Source organism: Arthrobacter sp. NPDC057259, from assembly GCF_042668995.1.
In the GTDB taxonomy this organism is placed as follows: Bacteria; Actinomycetota; Actinomycetes; order Actinomycetales; family Micrococcaceae; genus Arthrobacter.
In genome coordinates this window covers 306995-329860 of sequence record NZ_JBHUYA010000003.1, presented here as the reverse complement: position 1 = coordinate 329860, position 22866 = coordinate 306995, and the positions used below count along the sequence as shown (strand labels likewise).

General features: G+C 70.4%; 24 protein-coding genes and 1 pseudogene. 9 read left to right on the top strand and 16 right to left on the bottom strand.

The window, feature by feature from the left end; all coding sequences use genetic code 11:
- Window positions 1-31: 31 nt before the first annotated feature.
- Window positions 32-250, bottom strand: coding sequence for a hypothetical protein (locus ACFUCU_RS07480; protein ID WP_290256171.1), 219 nt, complete (start codon window positions 248-250; stop codon window positions 32-34).
- A 131-nt stretch (window positions 251-381) separates the two neighbouring features.
- On the opposite strand from ACFUCU_RS07480, the gene ACFUCU_RS07475 reads away from it, so the two are divergent.
- Window positions 382-1665, top strand: coding sequence for a helix-turn-helix domain-containing protein (locus ACFUCU_RS07475; RefSeq protein WP_377971750.1), 1284 nt, complete (start codon window positions 382-384; stop codon window positions 1663-1665).
- A 31-nt stretch (window positions 1666-1696) separates the two neighbouring features.
- Here ACFUCU_RS07475 and ACFUCU_RS07470 read toward each other — a convergent pair whose 3' ends face one another.
- Window positions 1697-2638, bottom strand: a complete 942-nt coding sequence (locus tag ACFUCU_RS07470; RefSeq protein WP_377971748.1) for a phosphoribosylaminoimidazolesuccinocarboxamide synthase — start codon at window positions 2636-2638, stop codon at window positions 1697-1699.
- Between the two features lie 2 nt (window positions 2639-2640).
- Window positions 2641-3945, bottom strand: coding sequence for a phosphoribosylamine--glycine ligase (purD, locus tag ACFUCU_RS07465; protein WP_377971747.1), 1305 nt, complete (start codon window positions 3943-3945; stop codon window positions 2641-2643).
- 166 nt (window positions 3946-4111) lie between these two features.
- Here purD and ACFUCU_RS07460 point away from each other — a divergent pair, with 166 nt between their 5' ends.
- The 3 genes from ACFUCU_RS07460 to ACFUCU_RS07450 are packed head-to-tail and all read left to right on the top strand — an operon-like array spanning window position 4112 to window position 7073.
- Entirely contained in the window at window positions 4112-5650 is a 1539-nt protein-coding gene (locus tag ACFUCU_RS07460; protein WP_377971829.1) for a molybdopterin-dependent oxidoreductase, read from the top strand.
- Between the two features lie 36 nt (window positions 5651-5686).
- Window positions 5687-6703 carry an asparaginase gene (locus ACFUCU_RS07455; RefSeq protein ID WP_377971745.1) on the top strand — a complete coding sequence of 339 codons (1017 nt, stop codon included), beginning with the start codon at window positions 5687-5689 and terminating at the stop codon, window positions 6701-6703.
- A 4-nt stretch (window positions 6704-6707) separates the two neighbouring features.
- Window positions 6708-7073, top strand: coding sequence for a sterol carrier family protein (locus ACFUCU_RS07450; RefSeq protein ID WP_377971743.1), 366 nt, complete (start codon window positions 6708-6710; stop codon window positions 7071-7073).
- Window positions 7074-7170: 97 nt separating this feature from the next.
- Here the strand turns inward: ACFUCU_RS07450 and ACFUCU_RS07445 are convergent, their stop codons facing one another.
- The gene (locus ACFUCU_RS07445; RefSeq protein ID WP_377971742.1) at window positions 7171-7929 is read right to left on the bottom strand and encodes an SDR family oxidoreductase; all 759 of its coding nucleotides are present in this window, start codon (window positions 7927-7929) and stop codon (window positions 7171-7173) included.
- Window positions 7930-8013: 84 nt separating this feature from the next.
- Here ACFUCU_RS07445 and ACFUCU_RS07440 point away from each other — a divergent pair, with 84 nt between their 5' ends.
- Window positions 8014-8955, top strand: a complete 942-nt coding sequence (locus tag ACFUCU_RS07440) for a CHAD domain-containing protein (RefSeq protein WP_377971740.1) — start codon at window positions 8014-8016, stop codon at window positions 8953-8955.
- Between the two features lie 13 nt (window positions 8956-8968).
- Here the strand turns inward: ACFUCU_RS07440 and ACFUCU_RS07435 are convergent, their stop codons facing one another.
- The 4 genes from ACFUCU_RS07435 to ACFUCU_RS07420 all read right to left on the bottom strand — a co-directional run bounded on the left by ACFUCU_RS07435 (window position 8969) and on the right by ACFUCU_RS07420 (window position 13131).
- On the bottom strand, window positions 8969-10144 hold the full coding sequence (locus ACFUCU_RS07435) for a zinc-dependent alcohol dehydrogenase (RefSeq protein WP_377971739.1): 1176 nt from the start codon (window positions 10142-10144) through the stop codon (window positions 8969-8971).
- A gap of 104 nt (window positions 10145-10248) precedes the next feature.
- Window positions 10249-10941, bottom strand: coding sequence for an HAD family hydrolase (locus ACFUCU_RS07430; protein WP_377971738.1), 693 nt, complete (start codon window positions 10939-10941; stop codon window positions 10249-10251).
- Window positions 10928-11227: a DUF1508 domain-containing protein gene (locus ACFUCU_RS07425; protein ID WP_290256181.1), complete on the bottom strand. Its 300-nt coding sequence runs from the start codon at window positions 11225-11227 to the stop codon at window positions 10928-10930. The genes ACFUCU_RS07430 and ACFUCU_RS07425 overlap by 14 nt, the downstream gene beginning before the upstream one ends.
- Before the next feature lie 110 nt (window positions 11228-11337).
- On the bottom strand, window positions 11338-13131 hold the full coding sequence (locus ACFUCU_RS07420; RefSeq protein WP_377971737.1) for a glycoside hydrolase family 15 protein: 1794 nt from the start codon (window positions 13129-13131) through the stop codon (window positions 11338-11340).
- Between the two features lie 42 nt (window positions 13132-13173).
- Here ACFUCU_RS07420 and ACFUCU_RS07415 point away from each other — a divergent pair, with 42 nt between their 5' ends.
- Together ACFUCU_RS07415 and ACFUCU_RS07410 are read left to right on the top strand one after the other, a co-directional pair.
- Window positions 13174-13944 carry a DUF72 domain-containing protein gene (locus ACFUCU_RS07415; protein ID WP_377971735.1) on the top strand — a complete coding sequence of 257 codons (771 nt, stop codon included), beginning with the start codon at window positions 13174-13176 and terminating at the stop codon, window positions 13942-13944.
- Window positions 13945-13964: 20 nt separating this feature from the next.
- Window positions 13965-15035: an App1 family protein gene (locus tag ACFUCU_RS07410; protein ID WP_377971733.1), complete on the top strand. Its 1071-nt coding sequence runs from the start codon at window positions 13965-13967 to the stop codon at window positions 15033-15035.
- On the opposite strand, the gene ACFUCU_RS07405 is transcribed toward ACFUCU_RS07410, so the two are convergent.
- From ACFUCU_RS07405 to ACFUCU_RS07390, 4 genes and pseudogenes are all read right to left on the bottom strand, one after another.
- Window positions 15032-16558 (bottom strand): GH1 family beta-glucosidase, encoded by a 1527-nt coding sequence (locus ACFUCU_RS07405; RefSeq protein ID WP_377971732.1) that lies wholly within the window; start codon window positions 16556-16558, stop codon window positions 15032-15034. The genes ACFUCU_RS07410 and ACFUCU_RS07405 overlap by 4 nt on opposite strands.
- 119 nt (window positions 16559-16677) lie before the next feature.
- Window positions 16678-17067, bottom strand: coding sequence for a hypothetical protein (locus ACFUCU_RS07400; RefSeq protein ID WP_377971828.1), 390 nt, complete (start codon window positions 17065-17067; stop codon window positions 16678-16680).
- Between the two features lie 237 nt (window positions 17068-17304).
- Window positions 17305-17457: pseudogene (locus tag ACFUCU_RS07395) on the bottom strand (DnaJ domain-containing protein); the annotation flags it as partial.
- A 97-nt stretch (window positions 17458-17554) separates the two neighbouring features.
- On the bottom strand, window positions 17555-17980 hold the full coding sequence (locus tag ACFUCU_RS07390) for an Hsp20/alpha crystallin family protein (protein WP_290256484.1): 426 nt from the start codon (window positions 17978-17980) through the stop codon (window positions 17555-17557).
- A 170-nt stretch (window positions 17981-18150) separates the two neighbouring features.
- Between ACFUCU_RS07390 and ACFUCU_RS07385 the strand changes: the two genes are divergently transcribed.
- A complete protein-coding gene (locus ACFUCU_RS07385) occupies window positions 18151-18456 on the top strand; it encodes a MerR family transcriptional regulator (RefSeq protein ID WP_377971730.1) in 306 nt (101 codons plus the stop codon).
- A gap of 23 nt (window positions 18457-18479) precedes the next feature.
- Here the strand turns inward: ACFUCU_RS07385 and ACFUCU_RS07380 are convergent, their stop codons facing one another.
- Entirely contained in the window at window positions 18480-19262 is a 783-nt protein-coding gene (locus ACFUCU_RS07380) for a phosphatase PAP2 family protein (RefSeq protein WP_377971728.1), read from the bottom strand.
- 236 nt (window positions 19263-19498) lie between these two features.
- On the opposite strand from ACFUCU_RS07380, the gene ACFUCU_RS07375 reads away from it, so the two are divergent.
- A complete protein-coding gene (locus ACFUCU_RS07375) occupies window positions 19499-19708 on the top strand; it encodes a hypothetical protein (protein ID WP_290256190.1) in 210 nt (69 codons plus the stop codon).
- 176 nt (window positions 19709-19884) lie between these two features.
- Here the strand turns inward: ACFUCU_RS07375 and manD are convergent, their stop codons facing one another.
- The 3 genes from manD to ACFUCU_RS07360 all read right to left on the bottom strand — a co-directional run bounded on the left by manD (window position 19885) and on the right by ACFUCU_RS07360 (window position 22864).
- Window positions 19885-21114 (bottom strand): D-mannonate dehydratase ManD, encoded by a 1230-nt coding sequence (gene manD, locus ACFUCU_RS07370; protein ID WP_290256191.1) that lies wholly within the window; start codon window positions 21112-21114, stop codon window positions 19885-19887.
- 62 nt (window positions 21115-21176) lie between these two features.
- A complete protein-coding gene (locus ACFUCU_RS07365) occupies window positions 21177-22196 on the bottom strand; it encodes a sugar kinase (RefSeq protein ID WP_377971726.1) in 1020 nt (339 codons plus the stop codon).
- Entirely contained in the window at window positions 22193-22864 is a 672-nt protein-coding gene (locus ACFUCU_RS07360; RefSeq protein ID WP_377971724.1) for a bifunctional 4-hydroxy-2-oxoglutarate aldolase/2-dehydro-3-deoxy-phosphogluconate aldolase, read from the bottom strand. The genes ACFUCU_RS07365 and ACFUCU_RS07360 overlap by 4 nt, the downstream gene beginning before the upstream one ends.
- Window positions 22865-22866 lie beyond the last annotated feature (2 nt).

Below are 22866 nucleotides of genomic sequence, written 5' to 3'. Positions count from 1 at the left end.
CTGCCGGTCGGTTATGAAATCGAATCAGGGATTACATCGGGTCGGGCCAGTTGCCGACGTTGGTGGAGTAGGTCATCGGGTCCGGCCAGTTGCCCACCGCGGAGGCCACGCGCATCGGGTCGGGCCAGTTGCCGACGGCGGTAACCTGCGTGGAATCGGAGCTTGAGCCGGCGGCGATGATGCCGGGAGCCGCTGCGGAGAAGGCCAAGGCCCCTGCGAGTGCCAGGCCTGCTGCAATCTTCTTCACCATGGTGATCCTCAAATCTTGAGTCGGAGTCGTTACCAAGTCTGTAGTTCCCTTGTTGACATACATTGTAAAATTTCTTCCACAGAGACTGTCAAGCATTTAGTACATCGATTGTCCGGAATGAGGTGGGATCCGTGGGGAACGGATTTGGCGAAAAACTCCGCGCGGAGCGGTTGGACCGCGGGCTCACGCAGGCGGAACTGGGCAAGGATTTGTACTCGCCCAGCTACATCTCCCTGCTCGAAACCGGGCGCCGCGAACCCACCGCCGACGTCATCGAGGAACTGGCCCGCCGCCTGGACCTGGCCCCGAAGGCCCTGGAGGCCTGGAGCCAGCCGGTCTCCATCAGCGACGCCGAGTACGTGCTGGCCGGCCTCTACGCCCGCCAGGCCTGGGATCTCCGGGACTACCCGCTGGCCGCGCAGCACGCCGCGACCGCCGCACAGATCGCCCTGGAGTCCAAGAACACCAGCGCCTGGTGGAACATGACCTATATGCAGGCCGAGTGCCTGATCAAGCAGGGCCTCTGGGCCGAGTGCCGGGCCATGGTCCAGCGCCTCCTGGACCACCCCCTCGCCGCCGAATCGGCGGGCCTGGGGGTCCGGGCCCGGCAGATGCTCGCCGCCGCCGCCCAGGGCCAGGGCCAGCTGAAGGACGCCGTCGACTACGCCCAGGAGGCTGTCCGGCTCTGCGCACAGCTGCCGAAGGGCTCCACCATGATCATCGGTGCCCTGCGCGCCCTGATCGGCGCCCTGGCCGAGAGCGGCCGCCTGGACGAGGCATGGAAGTACTGCCAGGAGATGAACGCGGAAATGGAAGGCCAGTCGCTGCCGCAGCTGGCCGGCGAGGTGGCCTGGGTGGTGGGCAACGTCGCCTTCATGCGCCACGACTACGCGGAGGGCATCAAGTACCACGAGGAGGCCGGCAAGCTCCTCTCCCCCGCCTACGACATCGACCTCTGGGCCCGGTTCAACAAGGCCTCCGCCGCGGTGCGGCTCTCCTCCGGGATCGTCGAGCCGGAAACCCTGTCCGCGATCGAGCGGGCGGAGCTGGCCCTCTCGATCGTCGGCGGCACGGACACGGACCGTCTGGAGGTCGCGTTCATCCGCGCCAGGTGGCTTTACCTCACCGGGGACATCATGGGCGCGGTGCAGAAACTGCGCGAGATCCACGCGGAACGCTCGGTCCTGGCCAGGCACACGGCCGGCGAGGTGTCGCTGCTGCTGGGCAAGGCACTCAAGGCCGCCGGCGAGGTGGAGGAGGCGCTGGTCTACCTGGACGAGGCGCAGAAGGACTTCAGCGCCGCCGGGGCCTCGGACCGCGTCCAGCAGGCGCTGGACGCGGTCCTGGAGATCAAGCTGGCCCAGCGCCGCGCCGAGGCGGCGTCCGCAGGCAGCCAGCAGCCGACCACCAGCTGAGAGGGGCCATTAGCCAGCGGCCGGAGGCGCCTCAGGCGAAGGTGCGGCCGGTCAGCAGTTCGTAGGCCTCCACGTAGCGGCTCCGGGTGCGGGCGACGACGTCGTCCGGCAGCGCGGGCGGCGGCGTGTCGGAGGACTTGTCCCAGCCCGACGCGGCGGAGGTCAGCCAGTCGCGGACGTACTGCTTGTCGTAGGAGGGCTGCGCCTTGCCCGGCTCGTAGGTGGCTGCGTCCCAGAACCGTGACGAATCGGGCGTCAGCACCTCGTCGCCGAGGGTGATCACGCCGGTGGCGGCATCCACGCCGAACTCCACCTTGGTGTCCGCGAGGATGATCCCGCGGCCCCGGGCGATGCCCTCGGCCTTGGTGTAGATCTCGAGGGTCAGGTCCCGCAGCCGCGCGGCGGTGTCGGCCCCGACGATGTCCACGACGGCGTCGTACGTGATGTTCTCGTCGTGCTCGCCCACCTCGGCCTTCGCGGAGGGGGTGAAGATGGCATGCTCGAGCCGGGACCCGTCGACCAGCCCGGGCGGCAGCGGGATGCTGCAAACCGTGCCGGAGTCGCGGTATTCGACCAGGCCGGAGCCGGTGAGGTAGCCGCGGGCGATGCATTCGACCGGGAACATGTCCAGCTTCTTGCAGATCATGGCCCGGCCCTCCACCTCTGCCGGGACGCCGTCGGCGGCCGTGGCGGCAAGGACGTGGTGCTCGACGCCGAGCTGGTCGAACCACCACAGGCTCAGCTGGGTCAGGATGCGGCCCTTGTCCGGAATCTCGCTGGCCAGCACGTGATCGTAGGCGCTGATCCGGTCGCTGGCCACCACCAGGACGCAGTCCTGGCCCATCCGCTCCGTGATGGCGGGATCCTCCGGCGCGTAGAGGTCGCGGACCTTGCCGGAATAGACGTGCTTCCAGCCCGGCAGCTCGGGGGCCTGGGTCTGGAGGCCGCCGGCGAGGGGTTCGTGTGCGTTCATGGTCAGGACTTCGCTTTCGTCGCGGCGGCGGGGCCGGCCACGGTGATCGCACCGCGGGCGGCCTTGGCACCGATGTCGGTGCGGTACTGGGATCCCTCCAGCTGGATCAGTTCGACGCCGTCGTACGCCCGTTCCCGTGCCTCCACCAGATCCGTTCCAAGCGCGACGACGGCGAGGACACGGCCGCCGGCCGAGACCACCTTGCCGTCGTCGTCCAGCCGGGTGCCGGCGTGGATGACGTGGACGCCCTCCAGAGCCTCGGCCTTCTTGAGCCCGCGGATCCGGTCACCGGTGCGCGGGGTGCCGGGGTAGTTTTCGGCGGCCACGACGACGGCCACCGCGGTGTCCCTGGACCAGCGCAGCGGCTGGGCCTCGGCGAGTTCGCCCTTCGCGGCCGCCATCAACAGACCACCCAATGGGGTCTTGAGCCGGGCCAGTACCGCCTGCGTCTCCGGGTCCCCGAAGCGGACGTTGAACTCGATCACCCGGGTGCCGCGCGAGGTCAGCGCCAGGCCGATGAAGAGCACGCCGACGAACGGGGTGCCGCGGTGGGCCATCTGGCTGACGGTGGGCTGCGCCACCCGTTCCAGGACCTCGTCCACGAGGCCTTCCGGCGCCCATTCCAGCGGGGTGTACGCGCCCATGCCGCCGGTGTTGGGGCCCTCGTCGTTGTCGAAAATGCGCTTGAAGTCCTGGGCCGGGGAGAGCGCCACCGTGGTGCTGCCGTCGCAGAGGACGAAGAGCGAGACCTCGGGGCCGTCGAGGAACTCCTCGATGACCACGGAACCGCCGGCGTCGAAGCAGCTCTGCGCGTGGGCCAGCGCCTCGTCCCGGTCGTTGGTGACCACGACGCCCTTGCCCGCGGCGAGCCCGTCGTCCTTGACGACGTACGGGGCGCCGAAGGTGTCCAGGGCGTCGGCGGCTTCCTCGGCGTTGGAGGCCACGCGGGCCATGGCCGTGGGCACGCCGGCCTCGGCCATGATGTCCTTGGCGAAGGCCTTAGAGGCCTCGAGCTGGGCGGCGGCCTTGCTGGGCCCGAAGACCGGGATCCCGGCTTCACGGACCGCGTCCGACACACCCGCGGCGAGCGGCGCCTCGGGGCCGACGACCACCAGGTCGACGGCCAGCCGGGTCGCCAGGGCGGCGACGGCGTCGGGATCGTTGGCGTCGATGGCGTAGGTGGGGACCAGGGTGCTGATGCCGGCGTTCCCCGGGGCCGCGTGGACCTCGGAGACATTCGGATCGGCGAGCAGGGAACGGACAATGGCGTGTTCGCGGCCGCCGGGGCCGATGACGAGTACCTTCACAGTTCCCTAGGGTACTTTGTGCACCCGGCAGGCTCCTAAGCTGTGTCGGGCCGGCAATCCCCCGGGCCCGCGGCTCCGAATAAGGGATATGACATCGTCCAGCAGCACCCAGCCCGGCACCACCGCGCGGCCGCGGAAGCGTTTCCTGCCCTCGGGGCCCACGGTCATGGCCGCCTTGGCCGGGGTGGTGTCCGCCGGCGTCGTCCTGGCCGTCGCGGAACTCGTGGGGGCCTTCTTCACGGCCCGCGCCACCCCGCTGATTGCCCTCGGCTCGACCTTCATCGACTTCACCCCGCCGTGGATGAAGGACTTTGCGATCGCCACGTTCGGCACCAATGACAAGGCCGCCCTCTTCGCCGGGATGGGCCTGACCATCTTCCTCCTCGCCTGCGTCCTCGGCATCGTCGCCTACCGGCGCTGGTCGCTCGGCGTCGCCGGCGTGCTGCTGATGGGCGCGGTGATCGTCGCCAGCGTGGTGACGCGCGCCAGCGTGAAACCACTGGATGCGATCCCCTCGCTGATCGGCACCGCCGCGGGCCTGGTGGCGCTGCGGTTCCTGATCGGCAAAGTCTGGCGGATGCGGTCCTGGCCCGACGCCGAGGTCGGGCGCAGCGCCAAGGAACCGGACCGTCCGGCCACCAGCCGGCGCGCCTTCTTCGCCGCGACCGGCATCACCGCCGTCGGGGCCGCCGTGGCCGCCGCCGGTGGCCGGCTGCTCAGCGCCGCCCGCAGCAACGTGGCCAAGGCCCGCGAGAGCCTGACCCTGCCCACCCCGGCCAAGGCCGCCGCGCCGGTGCCCGCCGGGGTGCAATCCAAGGTTCCCGGCGTCACGCCGTGGCTGACCCCGAACAAAGACTTCTACCGCATCGACACCGCCCTCAGCGTGCCCGAGGTCAACGCCCAGGACTGGGAACTGCGGGTCCACGGCATGGTGGAGCAGGAGGTCAGGCTCAGCTTCCAGGACTTGCTGGACGCGCAGCTGATCGAGTCCCACGTCTCCCTGACCTGCGTGTCCAACCCGGTGGGCGGCAACCTGGCCGGCAACGCCAAGTGGCTCGGCATGCCCATCCGGGACGTCCTCGCGATGGCCCGGCCCAAGGACGGCGCCGACATGGTGCTCTCCACCTCCGTGGACGGCTTCAGCGCCTCCACCCCCATCGAGGTGCTGCGGGATGACCGCGACGCGATGCTGGCCATCGGCATGAACGGCGAGGCGCTGCCGCTGGAACACGGCTACCCCGTGCGGATGGTGGTCCCGGGCCTGTACGGCTTCGTCTCCGCCACCAAATGGGTCGTTGACCTGGAGGTGACCCGGTTCGCGGACGCCAAGGCCTACTGGACCCAGCGCGGCTGGTCCGAGCGCGGACCGATCAAGACCATGGCCCGGGTGGAGGTGCCCAAGTCCTTCGCCAAGGTCCCCGCCGGCAAGGTAGCGGTGGGCGGCACCGCCTGGGCGCAGACCCGCGGCATCACCAAGGTGGAGATCCAGATCGACAACGGACCCTGGACCCCGGTGGAACTGTCCACCGAGGCGTCCCTGGTGACCTGGCGGCAGTGGTCCTATGAGTGGGACGCCACCCCCGGACCGCACTACCTCAAGGTCCGCGCCACCGACGGAACCGGCGAGGTGCAGACGGACAAGCGGGCCGATCCGGTCCCCGACGGCGCCTCCGGCTGGCAGTCCGTCATGGTCACCGTGGAGTAACCGGGCGACGGCGGCCCGGGCACCTAGACTGGCAGCATGCCTCTGAACCCGCATGCCACCTTCTCCGTCGATTCCGCCGTCGAACTGGCGGTGGTGGAGCGCAGCGGCTTCATCGAATCACGGCACATCGGGTCCGCCGTCGTGCTCTCCGCCGACGGCCAGGTGGTCACCGAACTGGGCGACATCGCCGCCCCGGTGTTCGCCCGCTCCACCCTGAAACCGCTGCAGGCGCTCGCCGCTATGCAGGCCGGCGTCCCCCTCCGCGGCGCCCAGGTAGCGATCGCCTGCGGCAGCCACGTCGGGTCCCTCGACCACATGGACGTGGTGGAGGGCATGCTCAAGGCCGCCGGGGTGACCGAGGACCAGCTGCAGTGCCCCGCCGACTGGCCGGCCGACGAGACCGCCCGAACCTGGCTGGTGCAGACCGAGCGCGGCAAGTCCCGGCTGGCCTTCAACTGCTCCGGTAAGCATGCCGCGTTCCTCTGGGCCTGCACGGAGAACGGCTGGGACACGCACAGCTACCTCGAGCCGAACCACCCGCTGCAGCAGCGGGTCCGCTCCGTGATCGAGGAATACTGCGGGGAACGGATCGCCCACCTGGGCATCGACGGCTGCGGCGCCCCCGTGGCCGCCGTCTCCCTCACCGGCCTGGCCCGCGCCTACTCGCAGCTGGCCAAGGCCCCCGGTGACCACCACTCCAACGCCCGGGCCGCCACCATCGCCACCTCCATGCTGGACTACCCCTGGGCGGTCCAGGGCCGCGGCGAGGCCAACACCATCGTGATGAACGACCTCGGCATCATGGCCAAGATCGGCGCCGAAGGCGTCCTGGCCATGGCCACCCCGCAGGGCGTCGCCGTGGCCATCAAGGTCCTCGACGGAAATATCCGGGCCACCACCCTGGTGGGGCTGACCCTGCTGGCCGCCGCCGGCGCCGTGGACATTCCCGAGGTCTCCAGCGTGCTCGAAAAAGTCATCGACCCGGTGCTGGGAGGTGGCCGGCCGGTGGGCAAGATCCGCCTCGGCCACGCCGTCTCGGCGCTGCTGGACTAGGGCCATGGCAGTGGCACGGCGCCGGATCCCGGTGGACGAAGGACGCGCGGCCCTGGCGGCCTGGCGTGCAGCCACGGACGGGGCGGTACCCCGCGCCACCGTGGCCACCGCCGTCCGCTTCACCCTGGAGGAAGTCACGGCCCGGGCGCCCGGGAACTCCGTGGAGGTCCGGGTGCCCCCGTTCGGCGTCACCCAGTGCGTGGAGGGCCCGCGGCACACCCGAGGCACTCCCCCGAACGTGATCGAGTGCGACGCCGCCACCTGGCTCGCCATGGTCACCGGCTCCCTGGCCTGGGCGGACGCGGTGGACGCCGGCAAGGTGGCCGCCTCGGGCCTCCGGGCGGACCTGTCCCGGCTGCTTCCGTTCTAGTCCCGCCACGGGCCGGGGCGAAAGGGCCGGCCCCCACGATTGAGCCCGGCCACGGCGGCAGGGCCGCGGCGGTGCCGCTGCGCCGGTGCGGGCAACCTCAGCCGCGGCCGATGAAGGGCATGCCGGCGGCGGTAATGACCACCGATCCCACACTGGCGGCGGCCGGCATCCCGGCCATCATCAGCACCGCCCTGGCCGCATCCTCCACCGGGAAGGTCGGCTCCACCTTCCGGCTCCCGTCTGCCTGAAGGGCCCCGTCGCCCACGCCGATCGCGTCCATCAGCCCGGTGGCGGCGTTCCCGATGTCGATCTGGCCGCAGGTGATGCCGAAGCCGCGGCCGTCCAGCTCGATGCTCTTGGTCAGCCCGGTGATGGCGTGCTTCGTCACGGTGTAGGCCACGGACCGGGGCCGGGGCGAGTGCGCGGAGATGGAGCCGTTGTTGATGATCCGGCCGCCCTGCGGCGTCTGCTCCTTCATCGCCCGGACCGCGGCACCGGCACAGAGCAGGGACCCGGTGATGTTCACCGCCGCCGTCGCCTCCCAGTCCTCGGGACTGAGCTCGTCCACGCTCGCCGACGGCCCGAAGGTGCCGGCGTTGTTGAACAGCACGTCCACCCGGCCCCAGCGCTCAAGCGTCGCCGCGAAGAGGCGTTCGACGTCGTCCGGCCGGGTGATGTCGCACGGTACGGGGAGCGCCAGGGCGTGCCCGGCCCCGGTCTCCAGCAGCTTCTCTTCCCGCCTGCCGGCCAGAACCACGCGGTAGCCCTCGGCCAGCATGAGCCGGGCCACCGCCCGTCCGATGCCTGATCCCGCTCCGGTGACGACAGCGACCGGGCCGGCGTGGTGGTGTGTCATGGGCTCTCCTGGGGCGCGGCGGCAGTTGCGTTCCAGCCCAGCCTATGCCGGACGGGCTCCGGCGCTGAAGACGTACAGTGAAGCGTGGCATCCACCGCGGGAGACGTCGTGCTGGCCTACCTGACCGGGCAGGTGGCCGAGGTGCGCCGCCTGGCGCCCGGCGCCGCGGCAGGCCGGGCCGAGGACATCCACCAAATGCGGGTCGCAGTCCGGCGGCTCCGCTCGGTCCTGGGGTCCTGTCGGCCCCTGTTCGACGGCGGCGCGGTAGACCCGCTGCGCGACGGGCTGCGCTGGCTCTCAAGGGTGCTGGGCGCCGCCCGGGACCCCGGCGTGGTGCGGGACCGGCTCCTGGAAGCGGCGGCCCGGGAGCCGGAGGCCCTGCGCTGGGCAGTCGACCCCGCGGCGGCCCTGATTGGCACGCGACTGGACGCGGACACCGCGGCCGGGCTCGCCGCGGCCGCGGACGCCCTCACGGGTACCCGCTACGAGCAGTTGCTGGTGGCCATCGATACCTTCCTCGCCGTCCCGCCGCTGGCCCCTGCCGCCGCTGCCCCGGCGCGCCGGGTGCACCGCGCCGTGCGCCGGGACTCAAAGCGGCTGGTCCGGACCGCCGCAGCCCTGGATGAAGCCAATGGGGCCGCGGCCCAGGGCTCCGGGGCAGGCCGGGCGTCAGGCGCAGAGCACGACGTCGCGTTGCACACGGTGCGCAAGGCCGCCAAGCGACTGCGGTACTCCGCCGAGCTGATGCTGGAGGCCGTCCCGGACGGACCGACCAAGCGGCTGAAGTACGCCCGCCGGGCGGCCAAGGGGGCCCGGACAGTACAGCAGGTCCTGGGCCTGCATCAAGACAGCGTCATGGCCCGGTCGGTTCTCGTTGAGCTGGCCAGGGAATCAGACCCGGGCGCCGGCGCCGGGTCCGCCGTCGGCTTCGGCCTCGGCCGGCTGCACGCCGCGGAGGACGTACGTGCAGCGGCGGCCGAGAGGAAGTTCCACAAGTCCTGGCGGAGGCTGCGGCGCAAGCTGTAAACCCGTCGGCTGCCTAGGGCTTCAGGACCACCTTGATGCAGCCGTCCTGCTTCTTCTGGAACATCTCGTACATGGCCGGGGCCTCGCTCAGGCTGGCCTCGTGGGTGACAAGGTCCATGACGCCCAGCGGGTCGGCGTCGTCCTCCACCAGCGGCAACAGGTCCTGGGTCCACCGGCGGACGTTGCACTGGCCCATCCGCAGCTGGATCTGCTTGTCGAATATGGACATCAGCGGCATCGGCGAGGCCTCGCCGCCGTACACGCCGCTCAGGGAGACGGTGCCGCCGCGGCGGACCGCGTCGAGGGAGGTGTGCAGGGCCGAGAGCCGGTCTACACCGGCGCTCTCGAACGTCTTCTGCGCCAGCTTGTCCGGGAGCAGCCCGGCCGCGTGCTGCATGAAGGAGGCCACCGGCGAATCGTGCGCTTCCATGCCGACGGCGTCCACCACGGAGTCGGCGCCGCGGCCCTGGGTCATGGAACGCAACTCGTCGGCCACGTCCTTGGAGAAGTCGAGGGTTTCCACGCCGTGCCGCTCGGCCATGGCACGCCGCTCGGCCACCGGATCCACGGCGATGACCCGCAGCCCCAGGTGCCGGCCGATCCGCGAGGCGAACTGCCCCACGGGTCCCAGCCCCATCACGGCCAGGGTTCCGCCCTTGGGCACATCGGCGTACTTCACGCCCTGCCAGGCGGTGGGCAGGATGTCCGAGAGGAAGAGGTAGCGCTGGTCCGGCAGTTCCGAGCCCACCTTGATCGGACCGTAGTCTGCGTGCGGGACCCGCAGGTATTCGGCCTGGCCGCCGGGCACCGAGCCGTACAGCTCGGAGAAGCCGAACAGCGAGGCACCGGAGCCCTTCTCCTTGACCTGGGTGGTCTCGCACTGGGACTGCAGCCCCATGTTGCACATAAAGCAGTGGCCGCAGGAGATATTGAAGGGAATGACCACGCGGTCGCCAATCGCCAGGTTGGTGACGGCGCTGCCTACCTCGACGACGACGCCCATCGGCTCATGGCCGATCACGTCACCCTTGTGCATGTACGGGCCGAGGACCTCGTATAGGTGCAGATCGGAGCCGCAGATCGCGGTCGAAGTGATTTTCACGATCGCGTCCGTCGGTTCCTGGATGACCGGATCCGGGACCTCTTCCACGCTCACGGATCGTTTGCCCTGCCATGTGAGTGCCTGCATGCGCATTCCTCTCTCTCGGGTCGAATCTTTCGGTGAAAACTATGGGCGGGACCGGCGCGGGGCACGGTTCACTCCACCGGCGGCCAGCGCCGGGTGCCAGTGCGTCAGCGGCTCCGCGCGGCGAGCTTTCCGATGGCGCTGCCGGCGAGGTTGGCGAGCAGGGCGCGCGGGTTTTCGTAGACCTCGGCCGCGCCGGCGTCGCGCAATTCGGCCTCGCTGGTGCCACCGCAGGTCACGGCGACCGTGGGAATGCCGAGTTTGGCGGCGGCCTTGATGTCCCAGACCGAATCGCCGACGTAGACCGCGTCGGCCGCGGCAACGCCCACGGTCTCCAGCGCGGCGACCAGGATGTCCGGCTGCGGTTTGCTCTCCTCCGCGTCGGCCGAGCTGGTGGCCGCGTGCAGGTAGGCGTCGGCGTCAATCGCGGCGCGCAGCATCTCCAGGTCCCGCCCGTGGGCGGAGGAGGCGAGGGCGACGGCGAGCCCGACGTCGTGGCACTGGACCAGGAGTTCGCGGGCCCCGTCGGTGCGGCGCAGCGCCGGCCAGTACGTGGCGAAGACGGCCGCCTGGGAGGCGGTGAGGGCGTCGTCGCCGTCCCGGTCCCGGTCCGGCAGCAGATGATCCAGCAGCTTGTCCCCGCCCATGCCAACCGAGCGGTGAATGCTCGCCATCGGCACGTCGAGGCCGGCCTGGCGGAAGGACTGCCACCACGCCAGGGTGTGAAGGTAGGAGGAGTCGACCAGCGTGCCGTCGACGTCGAAGAGGACGGCCGCGCGCGGGTGGTCAGTGATGGGCACGGGTTCGCTTCGTCGCAGCCAGCGTGCCGCCGGTGAGGGAGGATCCACGCCCCGCACCCGCCGTGCGCCGCTTGGCCATGGATGCCATGATCGCGGTCTGCCCGTCGCCGCTGCGGTCCCGGACCAGTCCGGTCCCCGCGATCTCGCGGGCCTGGGCGATCCCGGCCACCGCCGCACGCTTGGTCGGGAAGGTCACGGAGACCGCCATCAGGTCCCCTGCGGCGTCAATCATCCGGATCCGGTACCCGCCGTCGGGTGCGTCTACGAGCTCAAAGTATCCTGCCATCGCCAACTCCTTCAGTGCTGTTCCCCTCGTGGGGGACGTTAGTAAGTATACTTATCTAAGCTCTGGAGGAAAGTCCCCGGCGTTCTGCGGGGCGGTTGCCGGCACCGCGCTTAATGCCGCCGGAGCGGTGAGCTGCCGTGGTCCGCCTTCTCCGGCTCCAGCTGCAACGCGGTGCGGACCAGGGCGAAATGGCTGAAGGCCTGCGGGGTATTGCCCAGCTGCCGGGCCTCCTCGACGCCCCATTCTTCGCTCAGCAGGCCGACGTCGTTGCGCAGCGCCAGGAGCCGCTTGAACAGCTCCTCGCCCTCGCGGCGCCGACCGGCCCCGAGCAGGGCCTCCACCAGCCAGAACGAGCAGGCCAGGAAGACGCCCTCCCCGCCGGCGACGCCGTCGTCGCTCTGCTCCACCCGGTAGCGCAGTACGAAACCGTCGTGCGTCAGTTCCCGCTGGATGGCCTCGATGGTGCCGACCACCCGCGGATCGTCCGGCGGCAGGAAGCCCACCCGCGGGATGAGCAGCAGGCTGGCGTCCAGTTCCGGCCGGCCATAGGACTGGACGAAGGTGTTGCGTTCGGCGTCGAACCCGTTGGCCATGACGTCCGCGTGGATCCGGTCCCGGAGGTCTTCCCAGCGGTCCGCGGGGCCGGGCAGGTGGAAGTCGCGCACGCCCTTGACCATCCGGTCCGCCGCCACCCAGGCCATCACCTTGGAGTGGGTGAAATGCCGGCGGGGTCCGCGCATCTCCCAGAGCCCGTTGTCCGGCTGGTTCCAGGCCGTCTCCAGGTGCTCCATCAGGGCCACCTGGACGTCCCAGGACTCGTCCGGGTGCTGCAACAGGGCCGAGCGGGTCAGCGCCAGCCCGTCCAGCACCTCGCCCCAGACGTCCAGCTGCAGCTGCCCGGCGGCGGCGTTGCCGACCCGGACCGGCGTCGATTTCTCGTAACCGGCCAGCCAGTCGAGGGTCAGTTCCGGCAGCCGGCGTTCGCCGTGCAGGCCGTACATGATCTGCAGGTCCGCGGGGTCTCCGGCGACGGCGCGCAGCAGCCAGTCCCGCCACGCCCCGGCCTCCTCGGAGTAGCCGGACGCCAACAGCGCCTGCAGCGTCAGGGTCGCATCCCGCAGCCAGCAGTACCGGTAGTCCCAGTTGCGTTCGCCGCCGAGTTCCTCCGGCAGGGACGTGGTCACGGCGGCAACGATCCCGCCGGTCGGGGCGAAGGTGAGGGCCTTGAGCGTGATCAGCGAGCGCAGCACGGGCTCCCGGTACGGGCCGGTGATCCGGCACCGGTCCGCCCACTGCAGCCAGAAGGATTCGGTGGCCTCCAGCACCGCCTCGGGGTCCACCTTCCGCGGCCGGCCCAGATGGCTCGGGGCCCAGGTGAGGACGAACGGGATCCGCTGGCCGGCCTTGACGGTGAAGTCGGAGACGGTCTGCAGGTGCTCGCCGCGCAGCGGGGCGTCGGTGACGAGGTAGGCGGCGTCGGGCCCGGCGATCGCGTGGATGCCGTGCTCGTCGTGGCGGACCCACGGGATGATGTTGCCGTAGTCGAACCGGAGCGCCAGCTGGCCGCGCATCCGGACACTGCCGCGGATGCCCACCACGATCCGGACGATGTCCGCGGCGCCGTCGCGCGGGGACATGAAGTCGATGACCTTGGCCTTGCCCTCCGGGGTTTCCCACTCGGTCTCGAGGATGAGGGTGTTCTTGCGGTACTTCCGGCGGGTACATTCGCCGCCCCCGGCCGGGGCGAGCAGCCAGCGGCCGGCCTCCGGGGTGTCCAGCAGGGCGCTGAAGCAGGCCGGCGAGTCGAACTGCGGCAGGCAGAGCCAGTCGATCGAACCCTCGGTGCTGATCAGGGCGGCGGTGTGCAGGTCGCCGACCATTGCATAATCCTCGATGCGTGCCATGGCTCTTAGCGTGCCATACGGGCCTGGGCTAGGATCCCTCCCATGCCGGAGGATCAGCCAGGGCAGGCGCGGCCTCCGCGCGGGACGGCCCACATCGGGACCAGCGGTTGGAGCTACGACCACTGGGCGGGCGTGTTCTACCCGCCCGGGCTGCCCGCGGCCAAGCGGCTGGCCTACTACGCCGCCCGTCTCGACACGGTTGAGCTGAACGCGAGCTTCTACCACTGGCCGCGGGAGAGCTCGTTCGCCGGCTGGCGGGAGCGGCTCCCGGAAGGGTTCGTCCTGTCCGTCAAGGCACCGCGGGGCCTGACCCACGGCAGGAAACTCTACGGGCCGGAGGCGTGGACGGAGCGGATCGTCCGCGGATGGCACGAGCTGGGCGAGCGGCGGGGTGTGCTGCTGGTCCAGTTGCCCCCGGACCTGGAACGCGACGACGCGCGGCTGGAGTACTTCCTCGCGGCGCTGCCCGGGTGGATCCGGGTGAGCATCGAGTTCAGGCACCCCAGCTGGGACCATCCGGAGGTGTACGCCCTGCTGGAGCGCCATGCCGCGGCGTACTGCGTGATGAGCGGCGCCGGCCTGCCCTGCATCCTGCGCGCCACCGCGCCGTTCGTCTACGTCCGGCTGCACGGCCCGGACCCGGACCGGCTCTACGCCGGCTCCTACCCGGACGATGACCTCCGCTGGTGGGCGGCGCGGATTGGCGAGTGGCTGGACGCCGGGCGGGACTTCTACGCCTACTTCAACAACGACGGCGGCGGGCACGCGGTGCGCAACGCCCTGACGTTGCGGGATCTGCTGGGGCCGCCCTGACGCTGTGGGAGAGTGGTGTCATGGAAATGGCGCCCCAACAACCCGCCCCCAGGTCCGCCCCGTCAGCCAGCCAGGCGCTGCGGCTCGCGCACTTGGTCTCGGATTCGGTAAACCACCTGCGCCTGAAGGCGGCGCGCCGCTGGAAATTCTCGCCGCAGACCATCGCCTACCAGGGGTACGGCTCCACCGAATGGGTCCGGGTCCTGGCCCGGGTGCTGCTGACCAGCAAACCGGCACCCGGCAGCCGGGCCGAGCAGGTGGCACTCAACGGGAACCAAAACATCCGCGGCTGGCGCGCGTTCACCTCGGTGCCGATCCAGTTCGTCGAGGTGGAGATCGAGATCGGCGGCGTCACGACGACGGTCCACGCCGACCGCGGCGGGATCGTGGACACCGTGATCCCCGTGCGGCTCGAACCGGGCTGGCACACCGCCACGATCCACGCCGAGGGCACCGAGCCCGCCGAGGCCCGGATTTATGTCATTTCCCCGGACACCACGCTGGGCATCGTCTCCGATATCGACGACACGATCATGGTCACCGCCCTCCCCCGCCCGTTTCTGGCGCTATGGAACACCTTCGTTTTGAACGAACGCGCCCGGATGGCCACCCCGGGCATGGCCGTGCTGATGGACCGGCTGATGGTGGAGTACCCGGAGGCGCCGGTGATCTACCTGTCCACCGGGCCGTGGAACGCGGCGCCCACCCTGGCCCGGTTCATGACCCGCAATCTCTACCCGCAGGGGACGCTGCTGCTCACCGACTGGGGCCTGACCCACGACCGCTGGTTCCGCAGCGGCCAGGACCACAAGGGCCGGAACCTGGAACTGCTGGCCACCGAGTTCCCGAACATGCGCTGGCTGCTTTTCGGCGACAACGGCCAGCACGACGAGGAGATCTACTCGGAATTCGTGCGGGAGCACGCCAGCCAGGTGGCGGCGATCGGGATCCGGCAGCTCTCCGCCGGTGAGGCGGTGCTGGCCGGCGGCCACTCGGGCAGCGGCGATCACAGCGCGTCCGGGGTGCCGTGGATCTACTCTCCCGACGGCGCCGGAATGGTCAAGCGCCTGCAGGAACTCAACCTGCTTTAGCCGGCCGCCGGCGCGGTTTCCGCCGGGCCGGCTTCGGCCGGTGCGGATTCCTTCGTGCTGGTTTCGGCCGGCGTGCTTGCCGACGCCCGCCGGGCCGCCATGACCTCGCGGAGCCAGTGGAACGAGGCCTTGGGCGTGCGCTCCATGGTGTCCCGGTTCACGTGCAGCAGGCCGAACTGCTGGTGGTAGCCCGCGGACCATTCGAAGTTATCCAGCAGGGACCACACGTAGTAGCCGCGCAGGTCGATCGATTCCGCCGAACCGCCCGGGGAGGTCGCCTCGATGGCCGCCTCGATGTGCTCGGCGAGGTAGCGCACGCGGCGCTCGTCCGGGACGATCAGCCGGCCTTCGGCGTCGTGGATTTCCAGGTCCTGGAAGCTGGCGCCACCCTCCGTGATGTAGACCGGCGGCAGGTTGGGGTAGCGCTCGGCCATCTCGGCCAGCGCCACGGCCATGTAGTCGGGCTTGATCGGCCAGCCGTAGGCGGTGAGTTCGGTATCCGGGAAGCTCTCGACGTGGAACGGCGTCGCTCCCCCGCCGCCGTTCAGGTCGTTGCCCATGGCCTCCGCCATGCCCTCGGGAACGGTGCCCTCGCCGGGGCCGGCCGCGACGCGGGTGGGCATGTAGTAGTTCAGCCCGTAGAAGTCCAGGGGCTGCGAGATCAGCTCCATGTCCTCCTTGGAAGGGCTGAAGGAGGAGAAGAAGGTGGCGGCACGGATGGCGTCCGGGTACTTGCCCAGCAGGACGGGATCGGCATAGAGCCGGTTCTGGCCCATGTCCATGATGCCGGCGCTAACCTTGTCCAGCGGGTTGATGGACGCCGGGACCATCGGCGAATAGACGTTGGTCATGCCGATCCCGCCCGGGACCTTGGCGGCCCGGAGCGCCTGCATTGCCAGGCCGTGGCCGAGGAGCTGGTGGTGGACGCTGGGCAGGGCCTTGAGCATGTGCGATTCGCCGGGGGCGTGGACGCCCAGCATGTACCCGTTGGCGCTGACCGTGGCGGGTTCGTTGATGGTGACCCACCGGGCCACGCGGTCGCCGTACGCCGCGGCCGCGATCTCGGCGAATTCGCCCAGGCGGTAAGCGGTGTCCCGGTTCATCCAGCCGCCGGCCTCGTCCAGTTCCAGCGGGGTGTCCCAGTGGTAGAGGGTGGCCATCGGGGCGATTCCGTTGGCCAGCAGCAGGTCGATCAGCCGGTCATAGAAGTCCAGGCCCTTGGGGTTGACCGGTCCGCTGCCGCCGGGCTGGATGCGCGGCCAGGAGAGCGAAAACCGGTAGGAGTCGATGCCCAGGTCCTTCATCAGCGCGACGTCTTCGGGCATCCGGTGGTAGTGGTCGCAGGCCATGACCGGGCTGTGGTCGTCCACGATGGCGCCCGGCACTGCGGCGAAGACATCCCAGCCGGATTTGCCCCGGCCGTCCTCGTCCAGCGCGCCTTCGATCTGGAACGCGGCAGTGGCCACGCCCATGGTGAACCCTGCGGGCAGGATGGCGGCCAGATCGCGGGCGGAAGCTTTCATCGGTGGTTCCCCTATGCAGTTGCGCTGGTGATTGATTGATCTTAGGCCCGGAGCGGGGCGCTTCCTAAACCCCGGCCCGCGCCGCCGTGCCGCGGCCGGCCGCCGCCCGGAGTGCAGGTTCAGTAGTGCACGCCGTCGGGGCCGAACAGGAACTCCTTCGCGTGCGTCACGGCCTTCTTGAACGCGTCATTGCGCAGGGTGAGCAGCTGCTCGGCGTCGTCCGCCGCGGGCTCCAGGTAGGCGGTGAAGCCGGGGCGCAGGACCCAGATGTCGCCCGCCGGGGGCAGGTAGAAGACCCCGAACGAGCGGTGCTGGCTGTCCTCGGCGGCCCAGATCGGCACCACCGCCAGCGCCGCGCCGGTGTCGACGTTGATCCACTGGGCGCGCGGCAGGGGAAGTTCGTGCGCCTCCGGGTCAAGGAACGGTGCCGTGCCCTCGCCCCAGCGTTCCTCGAAGCGTTCGTGGAAAGCGGGGATCAGGTGTGAATCGTATTGCCGCCATGCGCTCATGGCTGCCCTCCTCTTATCCAGCTGTGGTGGGGGTGCGGGGCCCCGGCGGCCGCGGGTCACCCCGGTCCGCGTTCCCAGCGCACCGGGGTGACCCGCGGCCGCCGGCTGCGTCGCATGCCGCCGCACCGGGATATCCCGGCCGGCGCGCTCGAAGCCATCGGTCCGCCCGTAGGCCGGGTCGTAGCTGGCCCGGGATTTCGGGTGGCGGAGCACGGCGAAGGCCTCAAGGACCCGGCGCACGTCCTCCCCTCCCGGCGCCCCGACGTCGGGGTGCAGGTGGCGCAACAGCGCCCGGTACCGGCGCCGGATGTCAGCGCCGGTGGCATCCGGCCCGACGCCGAGGGCGGCATACAGGCCCCGCGGGTCACGGTTCACGGCCCCGCCCCTCATTTCGGACGGCTCCTTTCGACTGCTACTTGGGAACGGCGGGGACCCGGCGCCCGAGGGCACCGGATCCTACGCCAAACCGGCAGCAATGCCGCCGGTGCTACTTGGCGATCTCGTGCATGCTGTCCTGGCTGTGCGTGATCTCAATCTTGCGCGCCTTGGCCTTCTCCAGGACCGGGATGCGCAGGGTCAGCACGCCGTCGGTGTAGCTGGCCTTGATGTTTTCCGTGTCCAGCGAATCGCCTAGGATCAGTTGCCGGCTGAAGACGCCGCGGGGCCGCTCCGAGGCGATCATCTCGACGTTCGGCTGGGTCGGGTCACGGCGCTCGGCCCGGACGGTCAGGACGTTCCGTTCGATGTCGAGGTCCACCGAGTCGACGTTGACGCCGGGGAGATCGAAGGCGGCGACGAATTCGCCGTCCTCCTGCCAGGCGTCCATCGGCATCGCGGCAGGCCGCGCCGTGGTTCCGAAGACCTGCTGGGTCAGCCGGTCCAGTTCACGGAACGGGTCCGTACGCATCAACATCATTTCCCACTCCTTCATCCGAGAGTCCTTCAGGTTTTCGGGCTATCCGCCGCCCCTCCCATCTATGGATTATCTATGGTGGCGGATATAGTTTTTTTATAGCACCGGCGTGAAACTGGTGCAAGAGGATTTTCCGGCGCCGCGGCGGCGTCGACCCGGAGGAGGGCAGCATGGCGCAACGGGGGGACGACGTGGGGGTCTACGCGATTTCGGTGGTGGCCGACCTCGTGGGCACGGGGCAGCAGAACATCCGGCTGTACGAGCGCAAGGGCCTGCTGACGCCCGACCGCACGGCGGGCGGCACCCGGCAATACAGCGAGATGGATCTTGCCGTGCTGCGGCGGATTGGTGAGCTGCTGGCGGAGGGCCTGAACCTGGCCGGCGTCGCCAAGGTGCTGGAGCTGGAGGCCGCCAACGCCGGGCTTCGCCGGGAGCTTGAGCGGCGCAAGGAGGCGCAGCGGCGCGCGGCCCGCTAGAGGAGCGGCGCGCCGTCGGGGGCCTACTCCGCGGCGGCTTCCTTCTTGGAGAGCTCGCCGGTGACCGGCTCGCCCGGGATGCGGGCGGTCCGCCACGTATCGAGCAGTATGACCGCGCCCAGGATCACGAAGGAGATGGACAGCGAGGCCAGTGCGTCGGTGGTCCAGTGATACCCCAGGTACAGCCGGCTGAGCGCGGCGAAGACAATGCCGATCCCGGCGACGGTGAAGCCGACGACGGCGGCCCGCGGGTTCCGGCGCCGCGAGAAGACCAGGAAGCTGGTGATCAGCAGGAAGTCGCAGGCGCCCAGGACGTGGCCGGAGGGGAAGGAGAAGGTGGCGTCGGCGCCGAAGAGCATCAGGTCCACCGGGGGGCGGTGGCGTTCGACGGCGTGGCCGATCAGCTGGGCCAGGATGACGCCTGTCAGCATGGCGCCGGCCAGCACCATGGGGCGCCATGCGTGCTTTGCCAGCAGGCCCCAGGCGACGGTCACCACCAGGATGATGATGGGCAGGCCGATCGGGCCGAAGACGATCGCAAGGATGATCATGATGGTGGTGGCGGGCTCGCCGCGCAGGGCCACCAGGCCGGAGCGGATCGGCTCGTCCACCGCGCTGATGCCGGTGTGGGTCAGGACGCTGATCAGGATGAAGGTGAACAGCGCGGCGCCGACGACCATGAGGATGGCGCCGGTGCGGTAGAGCCTGCGGCGGTCCTCGGGCTCCATGTACCGCTCTTCGACGACGAACTTGTCGTGGAAGACCCGCCACCAGCCCGGGCGTTCTCCTGATTGGTCTTGCGCCATTGCCCGCGTCCGCCTTTTCACTCCGTGGCCATTAATGTTCAGGGAAGATTATCCCGGTTTGCTGGGAGCCGGGCTTTTGACGGCGCCGGACGCCGGGAAAATGCTCCGGCGCGCCGCCCGCGTGGTGATTTGACTCACATTTAACCCAGAGGCTAATCTCACTTCAGCCGTGGTCCGCACGGTGACACAGCGGGGTGAAATGGTGCGCAGGGGACGCTCCGGGAGAGGCAGTTCCGATGACCACAGCCAACGAGTGCATTGAGATCCAGGTGGACAGCCGGCGGCTGCTGGACGAGCGGCTCAACGACGCGGTCCAGGGCCTGCAGCGGGTGGCCATGCTCACCGGCACCCACGGCATCCTGTTGACCCGCCACAAGCCCGGCCACTACACCGCGGCGCTCTCGGACCAGGTCCCCTTCGGCATGACCCGGGAACTGATCCACTAGGCCCGCCCGACGGCGCAGACCGGAGCACCGGTGCGCCGCACCGTCCACAGACCAGGCCCCGGCCGGCTGAGCCTCGACTCGCCGCCCGGGGCCTTCTGTGCGTTGTCAGCTCCTGGGACGCCCGGCCCGGCAGTGCAGGGCGACGCCAGGCACCACTCGGTGCCCGGCACTGCCGGTCACCAGTCGTGGACGGTCCCGTCGACCAGGCGGTTGTAGGGCAGGTAGGCCTGCTGGTAGGGGTACGCGGCAGCGGCTTCCTCATTGAATTCAACTCCCAGGCCGGGCTCCTCCCCCGGGTGCAGGTAGCCGTCGGTGAAGGTCATCGACTGTTCGAAGACCTCGTTTGTCGCCGCCGAGTGTTGCATGTACTCCTGGATGCCGTAATTGTGGATGGCCAGGCCCACGTGCAGCTGTGCGGCGAAGCCCACCGGGGAGATGTCCGTGGGGCCGTGGAAGCCGGACTTGACCTGGTACTGGGCGGCGAAGTCCATCACTTTCTTCAGCGGGCTGATGCCGCCGAAGTGGGTGGAGGCGGCCCGCACGTAGTCGATCAGCTGTTCCTTGATCAGGGCCTGGAAGTCGTAAACGGTGTTGAAGACCTCGCCGATGGCCAGCGGGGTGGTGGTGTGCTGCCGCACCAGCCGCAGCGCCTCCTGGTTTTCCGCCGGGGTGCAGTCCTCCAGCCAGAAGAGGTCGTAGGGTTCCAGAGCCTTGCCCAGCTTGGCGGCCTGGATGGGCGTCATGCGGTGATGGCCGTCGTGCAGCAGCGGCAGTTCCGGGCCAAACTCGTTCCGGACCGCTTCGAAGACGGTCGGGAGGTGCCGCAGGTAGGCGCGGGTGTCCCAGTCCTCCTCCTGCGGGAACGCGCCGCGCCCGGCCGGTTCGTAGTCGTACCGCTCACCGGAGGCCTGGGCCTGCGCAGCCACCCCATAGACGGCCTTGATCCCGGGGACCGCGGTCTGGATCCGGATGGACTTGTAGCCCAGCTCCAGGTGTTCGCGGACCGAGTCGAACAGGGAGGGCAGGTCCGAGCCCGAGGCGTGGCCGTAGGCGCGGAGCCCGTTGCGGGAGGCGCCACCGAGCAGCTGGTAGACGGGCATCCCGGCGAGCTTGCCCTTGATGTCCCAGAGCGCCATGTCGACGGCGGCGATCGCGGCCATGGTGACCGGGCCGCGGCGCCAGTAGGAGCTCCGGTAGAGGAACTGCCAGGTGTCCTCGATCCGGTGCGGGTCCTTGCCGATCAGGAGCTGGGCGACGTGTTCCTTCAAGTACGCGGCGACGGCCAGTTCGCGGCCGTTGAGGGTGGCGTCCCCGATGCCGGTCACCCCGTCCTCCGTGGTGATCCGGAGGGTCACGAAGTTCCGGGACGGGCTGGTGACGAAGACGTCGGCGGCAATGATTTTCATGGGTGGAGCGGTCCTTTCGCGGCGGACAGTGACGGCGGACGGTGACAAAGGATGAGGGCGCCTCAGCGCTGCGTGCCGCCGTCCGGGACGGCGCCCAGCAGGGCCAGTTCGGCGGCGGTGGGCAGTCCCTCGCAGTCGCCGGCGGAGCTGACGGCGAAAGCGCCGGCCAGGGTGCCGCGGCGCAGGCGTTCGGCGGTGCCGAGGCCCTCGAGCACGGCCGAGAGGTAGCCGGCGGTGAAGGCGTCGCCGGCGCCGACGGTGTCGATGCTGGTGACGGGGACGGCGGGGGCCTCCAGGCGCCCTGCGGCGGTGTAGACGCCGGCGCCGGCGGCGCCGCGTTTGACCACGACGTCGAGGACGCCTCGGCCCAGCAGTTCCGCGGCCATGGCCGCCTCCCGCTCCGCGCCGGCGCTTTGGGCAGCGGCACCGGCAACCGGATCGGCGGCGGCGGCCCCGGTCCCCCGGCGGCCGCTTGCGCCGCCGTCGGCCACCAGGTCCAGTTCGTCGTCGGAGGCGATCAGCATCGTGGCATGCCGGGCGAGCGGCGTCAGCACGGCGCGTGCCTCGTCGCGGGACCAGAGCTTGGCGCGGTAGTTCACGTCCAGGGAGACGGTGAGCCCCTCGGCGGCGCCGCGGGCGGCGGCGTACTCCACGGCCCGGCGCGCGTCCGGGCTGAGGGCCGGGGTGATGCCGGTCAGGTGCAGCGCCCGGGGCGAGGCGGCGAAGGCCCGGTCCACGTCGTGCCGGTTGAGCGTGGAGCCGGCGGACCCGGCCCGGTAGTAGAACGCCCGGCTGATGTCCGCGGTGCGCCGTTCGAGGAACATCACCCCGGTGCCGCGGGTGTCCACCCGGTGGCGGACGTCGATGCCCTCGCCGCGCAGGCCGCGCAGGATGAATTCGCCGTGCGGGTCGGCCCCGACGACGCCCGCCCAGGCCACGCGGTGGCCCAGCCGGGCGACGCCGACCGCCACGTTGGATTCGGCCCCGGCCACGTGCATGCCCAGGCTCCCGCCGGCCGAGAGCGGACCGGCGGAGCGGAGCGAGACCATGGCCTCACCGAGGGTGAGCAGGTCGACGCTCACGGCTGACCCGCGGCAGGGACGGCGGCGTAGCCTGAGGCCAGTTCCACGAAGGCCCGGGCGCGTTCCCGGACGGGTTCGAGGTCCCCGCCGGAGGCGGCGTCGCCAAACAGCGGACCGCCCAGGCCCACGCCAACGGCGCCCGCATCCCAGTAGCTTTCGGCCTCGTTCAGTCCCACGCCTCCCACCGCGATGAAGGGGATGCCGGGGAACGGGTCGCGGACGGCCTTCAAATAGCCGGGGCCGCCGACGGAGGCGGGGAAGAGTTTCACGGCCGTGGCACCGCGGTTCATCGCCTCGTAGGACTCGCTGGGGGTGAACGCCCCGGCCAGGACGGGCATCTCCAGCCGGACCGCTTCCTCGATGGAGGAAGCCAGCGAGGGGGTCACGATGAACTGGCCGCCCGCCTCCGCCACGTCGGCGACGTCGTGGGCGGTCAGGACAGTACCGGCGCCGACGTAGCAGCCCTCGGGCGCCGTCGCCCGGACCGCCGCGATGGCGCCCAGGGCGTCCGGGGTGGTGAGGGCGATCTCGACGAAGCGGAAGCCCTCCCCGAGGGCGGCAAGGGCCGCCCGGGCGGCCGCTCCGCCGTCGTTGCCGCGCACGATGGCGACCAGGCGGGTGGCGCGGATGCCGCCCAGCAGCGCCGCTGAAGTGAGGGTGGTGTTCACGC